At 73.9% G+C, this 17117-nt stretch carries 14 protein-coding genes; 6 read left to right on the forward strand and 8 right to left on the reverse strand.

From position 1 onward, the window contains the following. Positions 1-33 precede the first annotated feature (33 nt). From pflA to IEW03_RS17930, 4 genes are all read right to left on the reverse strand, one after another. Positions 34-906, reverse strand: coding sequence for a pyruvate formate-lyase-activating protein (gene pflA / locus IEW03_RS17915; RefSeq protein ID WP_188525070.1), 873 nt, complete (start codon positions 904-906; stop codon positions 34-36). Next, complete coding sequence (pflB, locus tag IEW03_RS17920) at positions 907-3162, reverse strand: formate C-acetyltransferase (protein WP_188525071.1); 2256 nt, start codon at positions 3160-3162, stop codon at positions 907-909. A gap of 95 nt (positions 3163-3257) precedes the next feature. Beyond that, on the reverse strand, positions 3258-3923 hold the full coding sequence (locus tag IEW03_RS17925) for an HAD family hydrolase (protein ID WP_188525072.1): 666 nt from the start codon (positions 3921-3923) through the stop codon (positions 3258-3260). A gap of 80 nt (positions 3924-4003) precedes the next feature. Beyond that, entirely contained in the window at positions 4004-4450 is a 447-nt protein-coding gene (locus tag IEW03_RS17930) for a nuclear transport factor 2 family protein (protein WP_188525073.1), read from the reverse strand. Between the two features lie 89 nt (positions 4451-4539). Here IEW03_RS17930 and IEW03_RS17935 point away from each other — a divergent pair, with 89 nt between their 5' ends. Continuing rightward, positions 4540-5322, forward strand: a complete 783-nt coding sequence (locus tag IEW03_RS17935) for an MmyB family transcriptional regulator (protein ID WP_188525074.1) — start codon at positions 4540-4542, stop codon at positions 5320-5322. Here IEW03_RS17935 and dxs read toward each other — a convergent pair. Next, positions 5319-7208: a 1-deoxy-D-xylulose-5-phosphate synthase gene (dxs, locus tag IEW03_RS17940; RefSeq protein WP_188525075.1), complete on the reverse strand. Its 1890-nt coding sequence runs from the start codon at positions 7206-7208 to the stop codon at positions 5319-5321. The two genes, IEW03_RS17935 and dxs, sit on opposite strands and share 4 nt — an antisense overlap. A gap of 81 nt (positions 7209-7289) precedes the next feature. On the opposite strand from dxs, the gene guaB1 reads away from it, so the two are divergent. Next, the gene (guaB1, locus tag IEW03_RS17945; protein WP_188525076.1) at positions 7290-8744 is read left to right on the forward strand and encodes a GMP reductase; all 1455 of its coding nucleotides are present in this window, start codon (positions 7290-7292) and stop codon (positions 8742-8744) included. Between the two features lie 84 nt (positions 8745-8828). Here the strand turns inward: guaB1 and IEW03_RS17950 are convergent, their stop codons facing one another. Further along, positions 8829-10982, reverse strand: a complete 2154-nt coding sequence (locus IEW03_RS17950) for a HelD family protein (protein WP_229738414.1) — start codon at positions 10980-10982, stop codon at positions 8829-8831. 170 nt (positions 10983-11152) lie between these two features. Between IEW03_RS17950 and IEW03_RS17955 the strand changes: the two genes are divergently transcribed. Then, positions 11153-11848 carry an NUDIX hydrolase gene (locus tag IEW03_RS17955; protein WP_188525077.1) on the forward strand — a complete coding sequence of 232 codons (696 nt, stop codon included), beginning with the start codon at positions 11153-11155 and terminating at the stop codon, positions 11846-11848. Between the two features lie 55 nt (positions 11849-11903). Then, a complete protein-coding gene (locus IEW03_RS17960) occupies positions 11904-12890 on the forward strand; it encodes an aminoglycoside phosphotransferase family protein (protein WP_229738421.1) in 987 nt (328 codons plus the stop codon). 34 nt (positions 12891-12924) lie between these two features. Here the strand turns inward: IEW03_RS17960 and IEW03_RS17965 are convergent, their stop codons facing one another. Continuing rightward, positions 12925-13602, reverse strand: coding sequence for a TetR/AcrR family transcriptional regulator (locus IEW03_RS17965; RefSeq protein WP_188525079.1), 678 nt, complete (start codon positions 13600-13602; stop codon positions 12925-12927). Positions 13603-13677: 75 nt separating this feature from the next. Here IEW03_RS17965 and IEW03_RS17970 point away from each other — a divergent pair, with 75 nt between their 5' ends. Beyond that, positions 13678-14547 (forward strand): alpha/beta fold hydrolase, encoded by an 870-nt coding sequence (locus tag IEW03_RS17970; RefSeq protein WP_188525080.1) that lies wholly within the window; start codon positions 13678-13680, stop codon positions 14545-14547. A gap of 161 nt (positions 14548-14708) precedes the next feature. Here the strand turns inward: IEW03_RS17970 and IEW03_RS17975 are convergent, their stop codons facing one another. Continuing rightward, a complete protein-coding gene (locus tag IEW03_RS17975) occupies positions 14709-15419 on the reverse strand; it encodes a TetR/AcrR family transcriptional regulator (RefSeq protein ID WP_188525081.1) in 711 nt (236 codons plus the stop codon). A gap of 46 nt (positions 15420-15465) precedes the next feature. Between IEW03_RS17975 and IEW03_RS17980 the strand changes: the two genes are divergently transcribed. Further along, a complete protein-coding gene (locus IEW03_RS17980; protein WP_229738415.1) occupies positions 15466-16323 on the forward strand; it encodes an SDR family NAD(P)-dependent oxidoreductase in 858 nt (285 codons plus the stop codon). Positions 16324-17117 lie beyond the last annotated feature (794 nt).

Genomic DNA, 17117 nt, shown 5'->3' on the forward strand with positions numbered 1-17117 from the left:
GTGCTCGGCTCGGTGCTCGACTCGGTGCTCGACTCAATAGGTCGTGAGACCGCGGGCGCGGAAGACCTCGCGCACCGCCTCGGTCGCCGCCGGCGTCGGCGGCGGGGTGTCGGCGAGCTCGTACGTGCGGCCGAGCTCGGCCCACTTGTCGCGGGCCATCTGGTGGAAGGGCAGCACCTCGACCCGTTCCACGGTGCCGGGGCGCTCCGCCTCGATCTCCGCCGCGTGGTCGGCCACCCGCTCGACGTTGCGGGGGTCGTCCGTCAGGCCGGGGACCAGCACGAAGCGCACCCAGACCTTGACCCCGAGCTCCGCGAGCCGCCGCCCGAACCGCAGCGTCGGGGCGAGGGACCGCCCCGTGGTGCGGCGGTAGGTCTCCTCGTCGCCCGCCTTGATGTCGAGCAGCACGAGGTCGGTGTCCGCGAGCATCGCGTCGGTCGCGTTCGCCCCCAGGAACCCGGAGGTGTCCAGGCAGGTGTGCACGCCCAGCTCCTTGGCCCCGCGCAGGACGCGCGCCGCGAAGGCCGGCTGCATGAGCACCTCGCCGCCCGAGAGCGTGAGGCCGCCGCCGGTCGCGGCGAAGACGCCGCGGTACCGCCCCACCCGCGCCAGCAGCTCGTCGGCGAGCACGGGCTCGCCGTCCTTCATCGCCAGCGTGTCCGGGTTGTGGCAGTACCGGCAGCGCAGGGGGCAGCCGTTGAGGAACACGGTCAGGCGCGTCCCCGGACCGTCGACGGCGGTCACGAGCTCCCACGAGTGGACGGAGCCGAGCTCGCCCGAGCGCATCAGCGCGAGGCGCTCGGTCCGCTCCATGTCGGCGGTCGCGACCGTCTCGATGCCCCGCAGCCCGGCGCCGGCCCGGCGGCAGGCGGAGGGGGCGTCCAGCGTCGCCGGGCCGGCAGTCATCTACAGCTCCCCGTGGAAGGTGCGGGACAGCACGTCGAGCTGCTGCTCGCGCGTGAGCCGCACGAAGTTCACCGCGTAGCCCGACACGCGGATCGTCAGCTGCGGGTACTTCTCGGGGTGCTCCATGGCGTCGGTGAGCGTCTCGCGCACGAGCACGTTGACGTTCATGTGGTAGCCGCCCGCGCCGAAGGAGGCGTCGAGCAGGCCGACCAGGTTGGCCACCTGCTCGCCGCGGGTGCGGCCGAGGCCGGCGGGCACGACGGTGTTCGTCAGCGAGATGCCGTCCTGCGCCTCGCCGTACGGGAGCTTGGCCACCGACAGGGCGGACGCGAGCATGCCGTGCGTGTCCCGCCCGTTCATCGGGTTGGCGCCGGGCGAGAACGGCTCCCCCGCCCGGCGGCCGTCCGGGGTGTTCCCGGTGGCCTTGCCGTACACCACGTTCGACGTGATCGTCAGCACCGACTGGGTGGGCACCGCGTCGCGGTACGTCGGGTGCGAGCGGACCTTCGCCATGAACGACTCGACCAGCTCGACGGCGATGGCGTCCACCCGGTCGTCGTCGTTGCCGTACGCCGGCCAGTCGCCCTCGGTCTCGTAGTCGACGACGACGCCCCGCTCGTCGAACACCGGCGTCACGGTCGCGTACCGGACGGCCGACAGCGAGTCGGCGGCCACGGCCAGGCCCGCGATGCCGCACGCCATGGTGCGCAGCACGTCCTTGTCGTGCAGCGCCATCTCGATCCGTTCGTACGCGTACTTGTCGTGCGACCAGTGGATGCAGTTGAGCGCCTCGACGTAGGTCGCGGCGAGCCAGTCCATCGTCCGGTCGAACCGGGCGCGCACGTCGTCGTAGTCGAGCGGGAGGCCGGGGCTGACGGCCGGGAACGCGGGCGAGACCTGCTTGCCCGTCACCTCGTCGCGGCCGCCGTTGATGGCGTACAGCAGCGCCTTGGCGAGGTTGACCCGCGCGCCGAAGAACTGCATCTGCTTGCCGATCGCCATGGGCGACACGCAGCAGGCGATGCCCGCGTCGTCGCCCCAGGCGGGCCGGATCTCGTCGTCGGACTCGTACTGCACCGCGGACGTGTCGATCGACACCCGGGCGCAGAAGTCCTTGAACCCCCGCGGGAGGCGGTCGCTCCAGAACACCGTCATGTTCGGCTCGGGCGCCGGGCCGAGGTTGTACAGGGTCTGCAGCATGCGGAACGAGTTCTTCGTGACGAGCGGCCGCCCGTCGTCGCCCATGCCGCCGATGGTCTCGGTGACCCAGGTGGGGTCGCCGGAGAACAGCGCGTCGTACTCGGGGGTGCGCAGGAAGCGCACGATGCGCAGCTTGATGACGAAGTCGTCCATGAGCTCCTGCGCCTGCGACTCGTCCAGGAGCCCGGCCCGCAGGTCGCGCTCCAGGTAGACGTCGAGGAAGGTCGACGTCCGGCCGAGCGACATCGCCGCGCCGTTCTGCTCCTTGACCGCGGCGAGGAAGCCGAAGTACAGCCACTGGACCGCCTCGCGGGCGGTGGTCGCGGGGCCCGAGATGTCGTGCCCGTACGACGCCGCCATCTCCTTGAGCTCCGCCAGCGCGCGCAGCTGCTCGGCGTGCTCCTCGCGCTCTCGGGCGACCTTCTCGCTGAACGGCTCGGTGTCGAGCACGAGCTTGTCGTGCCGCTTCGCCTCGATGAGGCGGTCGACGCCGTACAGGGCCACACGCCGGTAGTCGCCGATGATGCGGCCGCGGCCGTACGCGTCGGGCAGGCCGGTGATGAGGTGCGAGCTGCGCGCGGCGCGCACCGACGGCGGGTAGACGTCGAAGACGCCCTGGTTGTGGGTCTTGCGGTAGGTGGTGAAGACCTTCTCCAGGTCCTCGTCGACGGGGTACCCGTAGGTCTTCAGCGCGCCGGCGACCATGCGCCAGCCGCCGTTCGGCATGATCGCGCGCTTCAGCGGCGCGTCGGTCTGCAGGCCCACGACGAGCTCGGCGTCTGCGTCGATGTAGCCCGGGCCGTGCGCGGTGATGCCGGCCGGCGTGTGCGGGTCGACGTCGTGGACACCCTTGGCCCGCTCCTCGGGGAACATCGCCGAGAGCTTGGCCCACACCCCGGTGGTGCGTGCGGTCGGGCCCGCGAGGAACGCCGCGTCCCCCTCGTAGGGCGTGTAGTTGCGCTGGATGAAGTCCCGCACGTCGATGCCGTCGCACCAGGATCCCGGGGTGAACCCGGCCCAGGCGGTGGTCGTGGTGGGTGCCGCGTCGTCGGTCATGTGGCCCTCCTTGAGGTCTGACCACATCCTATTCGTGAAGGACTTCACAAGCGATGCCGGGGCGCTGTGACGTTGCAGACACGCCCCTCGACGGGTCAGTCGACGACGGCCCCCTGCGGCGAGGCGGCGAGCGCGATCGCCTCGCGCGTCGTCGGCGCGACGACGTCGGGCCGGTCGGGGCCGTCCCACGCCTGGCCGTGCGACACCCAGGCGGTGCGGGTGCCCGCGGCGCGGCCGACCGCGACGTCGGCGTGCGCGGCGTCGCCGACCATCCAGACGCGGCGTCGGTCCGCGTCGGCGGCGCCGAGCCACTCCAGGGCGATCTCCACGATCCGGGGGTCGGGCTTCGCGACGCCCTCCTCCCCCGAGACGACGATCGCGTCCACGTGCGGCTCGATCCCGCAGCGCGCGACCTTGCCGCGCTGCTGCGCCGACGTCCCGTTGGTGACGACCGCGACCCGGTGCCCGGCGTCGCGCAGCACGTCGAGCGAGAACAGGACGCCCTCGTAGGGGCGCACGTGCTCCAGGATCCCGGCGCGGAACCGCTCGATCGCGGCGGGGAGGTCGTCGTCCCAGCCGAGGCGGTCGACGATCACCCGCGCCAGCGCCTCCTTGGACCCGTGGCCGCCCTCGTCCGCGGCGACGATCGCGGCGAGGTCGTCGCCGTCGCCGCCCGCGTCGGCGACGGCGGCCGACGCCCAGGCGCCGAACGCCTCCGCGCGGCCCACGAGCGTGTTGTCGAGGTCGAAGAGCCAGATCACCCGGCCGACCGTACCCGCGCACGGGACCCGTCCGGCGGCGCGTCTCATCGCGCCGACGGCGTCCGCACCCTCGACCCGCGTCAGCGCCCGGCAGGCTCCCACCACCGCAGGTGCCCCGCCGCCTCCGCCGCCGGCTCGAGGATCTCCCACGCCTCGGCGACCCGGCCGCGGTCGAACCGCCAGATGTCCACCCCGGTGACCGCGGGCCCGCCGGGCAGGCGGCGCACGGAGTGCATGACGACGTGGTCACCGTCGGCCAGCAGGTGCCGGACGTCCACCTGCACGCCGCGGGCCTCTGCCACCGTCTGCCGGACGGCGGCGACCCACTCGTCCCGGCCCCGCGACGTCCCGTCGGGGCGATGGTGCACGAAGCTCTTGTCGAGGACGGGCTCGAGCGCCCCGACGTCGCCCGCCCCGAACACCACGCCGAGCACCCGCCGCACGGTGCTGACGTTCGTCTCCCCGGCGCTGCCGGTGGTCGTGCCCTGCGTGGTCGTGCCTTGCGTGGTCGTGTCCTGTGTGGTCATGACAGCCACCGTCCCTCCGACTCCTGCCCGCTGTCGATGAAACGCCATGTCATGGCGCACCGCGCCGGCACGGTCTAGCGTCGACGTCCGTGCACACGGTCGGGGAGCTGCTGAGATCCTGGCGGCGCCGACGGCGCCTGAGCCAGCTGGACCTGGCCATCGCCGCCGACGTCTCGCCCCGGCACGTCAGCCTGGTCGAGACCGGCAGGTCCCGTCCGAGCGCAGCGATGATCCTGCGGCTCGCGGACCACCTCGACGTCCCCCTGCGCGACCGCAACCGCCTCCTGCTCACGGCGGGCTTCGCCCCGCGCTTCCCGGAGCGGCCCCTCGACGACGACGAGCTGGTCGCGGCGCACCGCGCCGTGGCGCGGGTGATCCGCGCGCACGAGCCGTACCCGGCGGTCGTCGTCGACGGCCGCTGGGACGTGATCATGACCAACCGCGCCGTCGAGCCGTTCTTCGCCCACGCCTCCCCCGACCTGCTGCGCCCGCCGGTCAACCTGGTGCGCCTCGGCCTCGACCCGCGCGGCCTCGCCCCGCTGGTCGTCAACCTGGCGGACGTGCGGGCCATGTTCCGGTCCCGGGTCGGCCGCCAGCTCGCCGCCGCACCCGACCCCGCGCTCACGGCGCTCTACGAGGAGCTGCTCGGGCCGGGCGCCGACGAGCCGCCGGCCCCGGGTGTCGAGTCCGACGTCGCGATCCCGATGCACCTGCGGGTCGACGGCCGCGAGCTGCGGCTCTTCTCGACCCTCACGACCTTCGGCACCCCGCGAGACGTCACCCTCGAGGAGATCGCGGTCGAGATGTACTACCCGGCCGACGCGGAGACCGCCGCGTACTTCGAGGCGGACGGCCCGCCCGGGGGCACCTAGTCGCGGGCCAGGGCTGCGAGCGCGGCACGCACCGCGTCCTCGGCGCGCATGCGCTGCGCCGTCATCACCTGGTCGCGGCTCGCGTGGTCGAGGAAGCTCTTCGACACCCCGCGGTGCACGAACGGCGTCCGCACGCCCTGGTCCGCCGCGCGCTGCGCGACCGTGGCTCCGACGCCACCGTCGGCGAGGCCGTCCTCCAGGGTGAGCACCAGGTCGTGCTCCCCGGCGAGCTTGACGAGCGCCTCCGGCACGGGCAGCACCCAGGTCGGGGCGACGACGTCCACCTCGAGTCCGTGCGCGGCCAGCGACTCCCCGGCCGCGAGCGCGGCGCCCGCCATCGACCCCACGCCGACGACGAGGACCCGCCTGCCGGCTGCTGCGCCCTCGCCCGGAGTGTGGCGCGCGACGACGTCCACCCCGTCGAGCGACTCGAGGGCGTCGATCGGGTCGGTGAGCGCACCCTTGGGGTAGCGCACCACGGTAGGGGCGTCGTCGACGTCCACCGCCGCGCGCAGCGCGGAGCGCAGCGTCGCCTCGTCGCGCGGGGCGGCCAGGCGCAGGCCGGGCACGATCCGCAGCATCGCCATGTCCCACATGCCGTTGTGGCTGGCGCCGTCGTCGCCGGTGACGCCCGCCCGGTCGAGGACGAACGTCACGCCCGCGGAGTGCAGCGCCACGTCCATGAGGACCTGGTCGAACGCGCGGTTGAGGAACGTGGCGTAGACGGCCACGACCGGATGCAGGCCCGCGAACGCCATGCCTGCCGCGGACGTCGCGGCGTGCTGCTCCGCGATGCCGACGTCGAACGTGCGGTCGGGGAACTCCTTCGCGAACGGGGCGAGGCCCACCGGGTTCAGCATGGCCGCCGTGATCCCGACGACGTCGGGCCGGCGGCGGCCGATCTGGACGATCTCGTCGGCGAAGACCTTGGTCCAGCCGAACCGCGAGGGCGCGACGGGCAGCCCGGTCTCCGGGTGGATGGCCCCGACGGAGTGGAACCGGTCGGCGATGTCCTCCTCGGCCGGCGTGTAGCCGCGACCCTTCTCCGTGATGGCGTGCACGATCACCGGGCCGCCGTAGGCTCTGGCGCGGCGCAGGGCGTGCTCCATGGCGACCTCGTCGTGCCCGTCGACCGGGCCGACGTACTTCAGGCCCAGGTCCTCGAACATGCCCTGCGGCGCGACGACGTCCTTGAGGCCCTTCTTCAGCCCGTGCAGCCAGTCGTAGGCGAACCGGCCGGGGGCACCCGTGCGCCGCAGCGTGCGCTTGCCCCAGTCGAGGAACGCCTCGTACCCGCGGGTGGTGCGCAGCGTGTCGAGGTGATGGGCGACGCCGCCGATCGTGGGCGAGTACGAGCGCCCGTTGTCGTTGACGACGATCACCAGGCGGCAGTCGTCGGCCGCGGCGATGTTGTTCAGCGCCTCCCAGGCCATGCCGCCGGTCAGCGCCCCGTCGCCGATGACGGCGACGACGTGCCGGTCGCGGCGGCCGGCCACCCGGTTGGCCTTGGCGATGCCGTCCGCCCAGGACAGGGCGGTCGAGGCGTGCGAGTTCTCGACGACGTCGTGCTCGGACTCGGCGCGCGACGGGTAGCCCGACATGCCGCCGCGCTTGCGCAGCGCCGAGAAGTCCTGCCGCCCGGTGAGCAGCTTGTGCACGTAGGACTGGTGGCCGGTGTCGAAGACGAACGTGTCCCGCGGCGAGGAGAACACCCGGTGCATCGCGATCGTCAGCTCGACGACGCCCAGGTTGGGACCGAGGTGTCCCCCGGTGCGCGAGACCTGGTCGACCAGGAACGCCCGGACCTCCCCGGCGAGCTGTGTCGTCTGCGCCGGCGTCAGCCGGCGCACGTCCTCGGGCGAGCGAATACCGCTCAGCAGACCCATGCGTTCCTCCCCGTTCATAGCCACACCACAATAGGCGCTCGCCGGGACCTCGCCGTCCAGGAACACGGTAGGTTCGAGGCTGTGCGCTTTCTCGACGGGCAGCAGCCCACCACCGACCTCACCTACGGCGACGTCTTCATGGTCCCGTCCCGCTCGGACGTGACCAGCCGCTTCGACGTCGACCTGTCCTCGGACGACGGCACCGGCACCACCATCCCCGTGGTCGTGTCCAACATGACGGCCGTCGCCGGCCGCCGCATGGCCGAGACCGTCGCCCGCCGTGGCGGCATCACGATCATCCCGCAGGACATCCCGGCCGACGTCGTGGCCGACGTCGTGGCCGGTGTGAAGTCCAAGGACCCGGTGATCGAGACGCCCGTCGTGGTCGACCCCGCCGACACGGTCTCGACCGTCCTGACGCTGCTCGGCAAGCGGGCGCACGGGGCCGCCGTCGTGGTCGCGGACGGGCGCCCGGTGGGCGTCGTCACGGAGCACGACTGCCTGGAGGTCGACCGGTTCGCCCAGGTGCACCAGGTGATGGCCGCCGACCTCGTCACCCTCGACGCGGCCCGGATCGAGGCCGACGGGCTCGAGGCGACGTTCGAGCAGATGCACGCGGCGAAGATCCACCTCGCGCCCGTGGTGCGCGACGGCGTGCTCGCCGGGCTGCTGACCCGCAAGGGCGCTGTGCGCTCCACCGTCTACTCCCCCGCGCTGGACCCGGCCGGGCGGCTGCGCGTCGGCGCTGCGGTCGGCATCAACGGCGACGTGGCGGCGAAGGCCCGCGAGCTCCTCGACGCCGGCGTCGACGTCCTCGTCGTCGACACCGCGCACGGCCACCAGGACACGATGCTGCGGGCCCTGGACGCGATCGCGTCCGTGCGCGCGGACCACCCGCAGGTGCCGGTCGTGGCGGGCAACGTCGTGACGGCCGACGGCGTGCGCGACCTGGTCGCGGCCGGCGCGGACATCCTCAAGGTCGGCGTCGGCCCCGGCGCCATGTGCACCACCCGGATGCAGACCGCCGTCGGGCGCCCGCAGTTCTCCGCCGTCCTGGAGTGCGCGGCGGCCGCGCGCGAGCTCGGCAAGCACGTGTGGGCCGACGGCGGGGTGCGGCACCCGCGGGACGTCGCGCTGGCCCTCGCCGCGGGCGCGTCCCAGGTGATGATCGGGTCGTGGTTCGCCGGGACGTACGAGTCCCCGGGCGACCTGCACGACGACGGCACCGGCCGGCTGTACAAGGACTCCTTCGGCATGGCATCGGCCCGCGCCGTGGCCGCCCGCACCGCCGGCGGATCCGCCTTCGGCCGTGCGCGCAAGGCGCTCTACGAGGAGGGCATCTCGACCGGCAAGATGTACCTGGACCCGCGCCGCCCCGGCGTCGAGGACCTGCTGGACGAGATCACCTCGGGCCTGCGCTCGAGCTGCACCTACGCGGGCGCCCGTACCCTCGCCGAGTTCCACGAGCGCGCGCTCGTGGGCGTGCAGTCCGCCGCGGGCTACGCCGAGGGGATGCCGGTCGCCACGAGCTGGTGACCGCCGCCCCACCTGCGCCGAGCACAACCTGGGGGTCGCCATCCGGCCGGATGGCGACCCCCAGGTTGTGCTCGGCGCCGGAGGTCAGTGCACCTCGACGACCGTCAGGGTCGTCGTGGCCCGCGTGAGCGCCACGTACAGGTCGCGCTCCCCGCACGAGCGGGCGGCCACGATGCCGTCCGGATCGGCCACGACGACGGCGTCGAACTCGAGCCCGCGCGCCTGCGAGACCGGCACCAGCCGCACGACGTCACCGTCCGCGCCACCGTCCGCGGCCCCATGGACCCCGAGTGCCGTCTCGAGGTCGCCCAGGGCGGCGTCGGCAGCGAGCACGCCGACCAGGCCGCCCGGCACGTCGGCCCTCGCGGCCTCGACCTCGCGGACGACGGCGCCGGCGAGGTCGCCCCGGGGCGCCGTCGCGCGCCGCGGCTCCTCGCCCCGGCGCACCGCGACGCTCGCCGGCTGTGCCGGGGCGATCCGTGCGAGGACCGGGCGGGCGACGTCGAGGATCTCGGCGGTGGTGCGGTAGCTCACGGTCAGCGTCCGCACCTGGGCGCGCCGCCACAGGTCGGGACCGACGACGTCGGCCCACGCCACACCCTCCGTCGTCGGCCCCGCCTGCGCCAGGTCGCCCACGACCGTCAGCGAGCGCGACGGGCACCGGCGCAGCACCGCCCGCCACTGCATCGGCGTCACCTCCTGGGCCTCGTCCACCACCACGTGCCCGTAGGTGCGCGGCGGCGGGCCGTCGAGCAGCTCCCCGGCCTCGTCCAGCAACGGCAGGTGCGCCTCGGTCCGCGGGCCGGCCGCGGCCCGCGCCAGGACCGCACGCTCCTCGTCGGTCCCGCCCGGCAGCACGCCCGGCGCCGCCGCCCGCTCGAGCGCGGCCGCCACCACCTGACCGGGCTCCAGCCGCGGCCAGAACGTTTCGACGGCCCGGTCCAGCACCGCGCCGCCGAGCAGGTCCTCGCGCAAGGCGTCGGGGTCCATCTCGTCCAGGGCGTCCGACCCCGACAGCGGCTCCAGCCCGAGGCTGCGCAGGCCGCCGGCCGCGATCGCGTCGAGATCACGCCCCGTCATGGCCTCGACCTCGGCGTCGATGCGCTCGAGGGTCTCGCGGGCGTCGACCTGGACCGCGTCGACGATCGCCTCCGCCACCTCCTCGAGGAAGACCGCGCGCCCGCCGTGGTGCGGCAGCCCCGCGTCCTGGGCGCGGGTGCGGGCGCCGGCGAGCACGTCCGGCGCCAGGCGCACCTCGTCGCCCCCGACCCGCACCACGAGACCGCCCGAGAGGCCGGCGTCCGGCGCCTGCCGCGCACGGACCGCGTCGGCGAGCACGCGGGCGAGGTCCGCCCGTCCCGCCACCCGCGCGAGCACGGGGTCTGCCGGTCCGGCAGCACCCGCCGGGGCCGCGCCGCCCACCAGCGCAGTCGGCGTGCTCAGCACCACGTCGTTCTCCCCCAGCGACGGCAGCACCTGCCCGATGTAGTCGAGGAACCGGGCGTTCGGGCCGAGCACCAGCACCCCGTCGTCCGCCACGCCGTCGAACGCGGCGAGCACGTAGGCCGCCCGGTGCAGCGCCACGACCGTCTTGCCCGTGCCGGGCCCGCCCTCCACGACCAGGACCCCGCGGTGCGGCGAGCGCACGATCTCGTCCTGCTCCGACTGCAGCGTGGCGACGACCTCCCGCATCCGGCCCGTGCGCCGCGCCGTGAGCGCCGCGTGCAGCGGGCCGTCCCCGACGACGTCGTCAGGGCCCGGCGCGCTGCCGTCCAGGACCTCGTCCGTGACGTCGGTGACCCGGCGCCCGTCGACGGTGAGGTGGCGCCGACGGCGCAGGCCCAGCGGGTGCACGGGGGTCGCCGCATAGAACGGTCGGGCGGCGTCCGCCCGCCAGTCCACCAGCAGCGGCGTCGTGCCGCCGTCGTCGCCGTCCTCGTCCTGCAGGCCGAGCCGGCCGACGTGCAGCACCCGGCCGTCGGCGGCGTCGATCCGCCCGAAGCACAGCGCGTGCCCCGCGGTGTCCAGGGCCTGCAGACGACGGGAGAGCAGGCGGACGCGGGCCTCGCGCTGGTGCATCACGGTGGTGTCGTCCGAACGGTCCCGCAGCGCGCGGTCCAGCTCGGCACGCAGATGAGCGGTGTCGGCGTCGACCCGCTCGTGCATTCGACGCACCGCCTCCTGCTCGGTCTCGATCTGACGGGCGGCCTGCGACGTACGGGCGTCGAGCTGCGGCAAGGATGCTCCTCGGGGCGAAGGGAGGGAACCGCCGCGCGGGCGGCGGCCCGGACCACAACGCCCGCCGCCGCAGAATCGTTCCCACCCGACCACCCAGGTCGTCCCCACCCGACCACCCAGGTCGTTCCCACCCGACCACCCAGGTCGTCCCCGGCGGGTAATCTGCCCGGGTGACCTCCCTCCCGACGGCCTCCGCCCGCGCGCAGCTCGCCGGCCTGGCCACGGACCCGACCTTCCCCGGCCCGTGGCCGTACGCCCGGGGCGCGACGGACCTGGCCGATGCACGTCCGGCGGCCGTCCTCGTCCTCTTCGGCGTCCTTGACGACCTCGACGCGGACCACGACGCCCAGGCCCTCGCCGTCGCGCAGGACCTCGACGTGCTGCTGCTGGCCCGCGCGACGACGCTGCGCTCGCACGCGGGACAGGTCGCCTTCCCCGGCGGGCGGGCGGAGGACGGCGAGGGCCCCGTCGAGGCCGCCCTGCGCGAGGCCACCGAGGAGACCGGGCTCGACGCGAGCGGCGTCGACGTCCTCGGCACGTTCGCCGAGCTGCCGATGCCGGCGAGCAACCACCGGGTGACTCCCGTGCTCGGATGGTGGGACCGACCGACACCGGTCGGCGTGGTGGACCCTGCGGAGTCGGCGCACGTCTTCCGCGCGCCGGTGGCCGACCTGCTCGACCCCGAACGGCGCGTGACGACGGTGCTGCGCCGCGGCGGCGAGACGTGGCGCGGTCCGGGCTTCCAGATCACCGACGGCGAGGTCACCCACCTGGTGTGGGGGTTCACGGCGGGCATCCTCGAGGCGATGTTCGACCACCTCGGCTGGACCGAGGAGTGGGACCGCGGCCGCGAGCTCGAGCTATGACGCCGACCCGCGCCCGCGCCCGCACCCGCACCCGCACCCGCACCCGGCGGGGATGATGGTCCCCGTGCCCGCCGCCGAGATCGACGTCGACGTCCCCCTCACCCGCGCCCTGCTCGCCGAACAGCACCCGGACCTCCTCGCCGGGGTCGACGGCGACGGGCTGCGCGTCGTGGCGAACGGCTGGGACAACGTCATGGTGCGTCTCGGCGACGACCTCGCGGTGCGGCTGCCCCGGCGCGCGCTGGCGGCGCCGCTCGTGGAGCACGAGCAGCAGGCCCTGCCCGCGCTCGTCGACCGGCTGCGTGCCGCGGCCCCCGATGTCCTCGTCCCGGCGCCCCTGCGCGTGGGGCGGCCGAGCGACGCGCTCGGATACCCCTGGGCGTGGAACGTCGTGCCGTGGGTGGACGGGGTCAGCGCCGAGAGCACCCCCGTGGCGGCCCGCACGGCGTGGGCACGCGCCTTCGGCCGCATCCTCGCCGCCCTGCACGTGCCGGCTCCCGACGACGCACCACCGAACCCGGTGCGCGGCGTCCCGCTGCTACAGCGGGCCGAGGCGTCGGAAGACACCGCACTCGACGAGCGCCTCCGCGCCGCACCGGCTGAGGTGCGCGCGGGGGCGCGACGGCTCTGGGGCCGCGCCCTGAACGCGCCCGTCCACGACGGCCCGCCGGTGTGGCTGCACGGCGACCCGCACCCCGCCAACCTTGTGGTCGCCCCGGGTCTCGACGGGCGGCCGGACCGCCTGGCCGCCGTCGTGGACTGGGGCGACGTCACCTCCGGTGACCCCGCCTCCGATCTCGGCGCGCTCTGGCTGTGCTTCGACGCCGCCGGTCGCGCGGCCTGCAGGGCCACGATCCAGGAGCACGCGAACGACGGCCGCGGGTGGGACGACGCCACCTGGTCCCGCGCGGCGGGCTGGTCCCTGCTGTACGCGACGAACATGCTCGCCCACCCGGACCTGCACCCCCGCATGGTGCCGATCGGCCGGCACGCGCTCACCGCGCTGCTGGCCCCGGACGTCCGGGAGCTAGCGTCCGAGTGATCGATCTGCTGCGCGCCCGCGAGGGCGGGCCGGGCTAGGGCCGCGGAGGGCCGGGCGCCGACGAACCCTCGGGGCCGGGCGCCGACGCCCCGGCCGCGACGAGGGCGCCGCGCACGGCCCGGCGGGCCCGGTCGTACGCCGCCGGGTCCGCCAGGAGCACCGACGCGAGGTCGGCGCGGTCGAGCGCGGCGTCGATCGAGAACACGAGCTGCTCGGCGTCGGCGCCTTCGGCGAGCTCCCTGCGCTCCACGGACTCCCGCACCAGACGCACCAGATAGACGTCCCAGTCGCGCAGCGCCGCCACGACGGCGTCCCGCACGGGGCCGGGCGTCCGCGCGTCGAGCTCGGTGGCCGCGGACCGGAAGAAGCAGCCGCCCTCGAAGATGCGGTCGCGGGAGTAGTCCAGCCACGCCAGCACGGTGCGCCACAGCCGGGCGAGCCCCGGCTCCTCGTCCAGCGCGGGCAGCACCACCGCCGAGCGGAAGACCTCGCGCGCGTGCGCCACCACCGCGAGCTGCAGCCCCTCCTTGGAGCCGAAGAGGCCGGCGATCCCGCTCTTGTTGACGGGCACGACGGCCGCGAGGCTGCCGAACGTGAGCCCGTCGAGGCCGTCTACCGACGCGGCGTGCACGGCCCGGTCGAGGACGGCGCGGCGGCTGCGGTCGCCGCGCAAGCGGCGGCCGTCGGTGGGGGCGGGGGCGGACGTGCTCATGCGGACGAGTGTACGACCGTTCGTTCGGTGATACTGTGCGAACGATCGTACAGTTACCCGCTCCTGGAGGTCGTCGTGCCCTACGTCCCCACCGCCGTCAGCACGGGCTTTCGCGTGCTGTCCGCCGTCGCTCCCCCGCTCGCCGTCCGCCTCGCCACCCGCGTCTTCTGGCGCTTCGGCCCGCCCACGCCGGTGCGCCCCGCCGACCGCGCGGTGCACGATCGCGCCGAGCGCGGCACGGTCGCCGTCGGCGACGAGCGCGTCGCCACCTACCGCTGGGGCGACCCCGCCGCCCCGACGGCCCTCCTCGCCCACGGCTGGAAGAGCCGGGCGTCCCGGTTCGCGGGGCTCGTCACGGCCCTCGAGGATGCCGGCTTCGCCGTGGTGTCGTTCGACGGCATCGCCCACGGCGACTCGACCGGCCACCGGATGTCCGCCCTCGACCAGATGGCGGCGATCCGCGCCGTGCACGACGCCGAGGGCCCGTTCACCGCCGTCGTCGGGCACTCCCTCGGCGGCCTCGCGGCCGGCCTGGCGCTGCACGACGGATTCCCGGCCGACCGGTTCGTCTCGGTGTCCACGATGACGGGCTTCGACGCGATCGCCGAGTCCTTCCTGCGGCTCGTGGGGATGCCACCGCGCCTGCACGAACGGTTCTGCGACCACGTCGAGCGCACCTTCCCCGGCGGAGTGCGCGACGTCCGCGCGCGGATCGACCTGGTCGCGCACCCCGTCCCGGCGCACGTCCCGACGCTCTTCGTCCACGACGACGACGACCGGATGTCCCGGCCCGACGGGGCGCGCCTGCTGCACGCCGCCGTGCCCGGGAGCGAGCTCATGGTCACCCGGGGTCTCGGCCACAACCGGATCCTCGACGACCCCGACGTTCTGGCGGCCGTCGTCGCCCACGTCACGGCGCCGCTGCCCCTGACCGTGAGGCGGTGACCGGGCGGGCCGGGTCGACGTCCTGACGGGCGCGGGCGTCGACGCGGGCCCTCGCCGGCGAGCGCTCCTGCGTCGTGCACCACGTGCTGGCAGCCACGCGGTCCTTCGGGTTCGTCGCCGCGGGCCTGGCCACGCCGGCGCAGCAATCGAGGTGGATCTGCTCACGACGCCGCCGACGGCGATGTACGTCCCGTCGGCGAGGTGGCAGAGCGCGGAACGCCCGGCGCCGGCGCGACGGGATCTCCCGGCCCACGCGGTGGATCCACGCTGTCCCGACGGTCGACCGCGGTGGGCAGGAGCTGGGTCGCCAGCGAATGAGCGGTGGCCGCCAGCGTCTCGACATCCATCCCGGCGCGGCCCATGAACGTCAAGCCCTGCTGCGTGGCCAGCAGCGCCCGGGCGAGGCCGGAGGGGTCGACAGAGGCGCTCAGGTCGCCCTCCACCTGAGCCCGTCGCACACCCTCGGCCAGCACCGCCGTGATCCCCTCGTAGGCTCGCCGCGCCTCCGCGGCGACGACAGGATCGGCGGAAGCCAGCTCGGTGGTGCTGTTGGCGAGCAGACACCCGCGCCGGGCAGCCCTGCCGGCGGGATCGCCCACCGGCAGCATCACGAACGAGCGCAGCGCGTCCACCGCGCGCGGAGCCGAGTCGATCGATCCACGCACCGCATGGTCGAGCGATGCCACGTACCGGCGCAGCACCCGGAGGAAGAGCTCGTGCTTGTCCCCGAAGGCGGCGTAGAGACTGCCCTTGCCCAGGCCGCTGACCCGCATGAGGTCCTGGAGCGACGTCGCCGCGTAGCCCGCGTTCCAGAACTGGTCACGAACGGAACACAGCACCGCGTCCTCATCGAACTGCCGTGGCCTTGCCATCGCCCCACCGTACCAATTCTTGACCGATCGGTCCACCATGAATATCGTGGACCGCGCGGTCAACAACTGGTCCCCACGCCATGCAACCGCCGGCCACCCGCCCACTCCGGCGGTTCACGCACCACATCGCAGAGGACGACTTCTCATGGGTCAGCTCACCGACAAGACAGCTTTGGTCACCGGCGCGAGCACAGGCATCGGATTCGCCACGGCGGAACGGTTCGTCGCCGAGGGCGCGCGCGTCTACCTCACCGGACGCCGAAAGCAGGTGCTCGACGCCGCGGCCCACACGCTGGGCGACAAGGCGATCGCGATCCAGAACGACGTCTCCGATCTGGATGACCTCGACAGGCTGTTCGCACGGATCGCCGCGGACGGGAATCGCCTCGACATACTCTTCGCGAACGCCGGCGGCGGCGAAGCGAGACAGCCCCTCGCCTCGCTCACTCCCGAGGCCTTCGACCACACCTTCGGGATCAACCTGCGCGGCACCGTCTTCACGGTCCAGAAGGCGCTCCCGCTGCTGAACGACGGCGGGAGCATCGTGCTCACCGGGTCCAGCTCGGCGCACCGCGGTATCGCCGGCTTCGGGGTCTACTCCGCCACCAAGGCGGCCATCAGGCAGCTCGGCCGGGTCTGGGCCGCCGAGCTCGCGCACCGCGGCCTGCGCGTCAACACGATGGTGCCCGGCCCCACCGACACCCCGGGGCTCCGCGGCCTCGCCGAGACCCCGGAGCAGGCGGGCGCGTTCCTCGACGAGATGGAGAGCAGCATACCCCTGCGACGCGCCGCCGATCCGGCCGAGATCGCCAACGCCGTCCTCTTCCTGGCATCGGATCAGTCCAGCTTCATCACGGGCAGCGAGCTGTTCGTGGACGGCGGCGAGGTCCAGGTCTTCCCCTGACCGGAAGGGCGCAGGGCGGCCTCCATCCCCCGCGTTTCCCTGCCGCCTCGCTGGGACGGGGACACGAGTGCGGCGGAGCGTCGCGATCGGCGTTCTGGCGACGCGCCTGCCCGCCGCCCCCTGAGCACGACGGCGAGCACGACGGCGCCCCGCCGCTCCGCACGGGAGGGACGGGGCGCCGTGTCTCGCTGGTCGAGCCTGTCGAGACCCGGGTCTCGACAGGCTCGACCGACGACGTATCGACCGACGACGTCAGGAGACGAGCGAGCGCAGCACGTACTGCAACATGCTCCCGCTACACGGTAGTTGGCAGGACATTGCACAATCAGCCTTGCGCGGCGCGATATTGGTGCCAGGACGGCTGCAGAGGCGAGAATATATCGGCCACGAGCGTATATCTCGCCGATTCTTCCTACCGCTACCGAAGCACGTTGCCCACTCGGGGATGCTACGGACGACATGCTTCGATAGCGGTACTCGCGACCACGATCCGACGATGATCCAGAGGTCGGCGTCTCAGCTCAGCAGGTGAGTCCTCGAGACGGTCTACGAGAGAGCACGAGCCATGTGATCTCGGCGTCGAACCCGTGCACCTGAACTTCGACCAGGGGCTGTCCGGGAAGAGGCGGAAGTGGCAGGAACTGGATGTCGCGCTAAGGGCGCTGCTGCCCGACAACGTGCACGTCGTGACCAAGTCTGGCGCGAGACGGCACGTTGATCGCGGTATGCCTGGGCTCGCCGCCGGCCGAAGGGCTGGACGAGGATGATGACGCTGCCGGCGCGGTCGTCGAGCG

The sequence above is a fragment of the Isoptericola cucumis genome, assembly GCF_014635665.1.
Taxonomy (GTDB): domain Bacteria; phylum Actinomycetota; class Actinomycetes; order Actinomycetales; family Cellulomonadaceae; genus Isoptericola; species Isoptericola cucumis.

Excerpts from the sequence above, each read along its gene's own strand:
- pflA (WP_188525070.1), bottom strand. The coding sequence starts at position 906 with ATGACTGCCGGCCCGGCGACGCTGGACGCCCCCTCCGCCTGCCGCCGG.
- pflB (WP_188525071.1), bottom strand. The coding sequence starts at position 3,162 with ATGACCGACGACGCGGCACCCACCACGACCACCGCCTGGGCCGGGTTC.
- IEW03_RS17930 (WP_188525073.1), bottom strand. The coding sequence starts at position 4,450 with ATGACCACACAGGACACGACCACGCAAGGCACGACCACGCAGGGCACG.
- dxs (WP_188525075.1), bottom strand. The coding sequence starts at position 7,208 with ATGGGTCTGCTGAGCGGTATTCGCTCGCCCGAGGACGTGCGCCGGCTG.
- IEW03_RS17960 (WP_229738421.1), top strand. The coding sequence starts at position 11,904 with ATGGTCCCCGTGCCCGCCGCCGAGATCGACGTCGACGTCCCCCTCACC.
- IEW03_RS17965 (WP_188525079.1), bottom strand. The coding sequence starts at position 13,602 with ATGAGCACGTCCGCCCCCGCCCCCACCGACGGCCGCCGCTTGCGCGGC.
- IEW03_RS17975 (WP_188525081.1), bottom strand. The coding sequence starts at position 15,419 with ATGGCAAGGCCACGGCAGTTCGATGAGGACGCGGTGCTGTGTTCCGTT.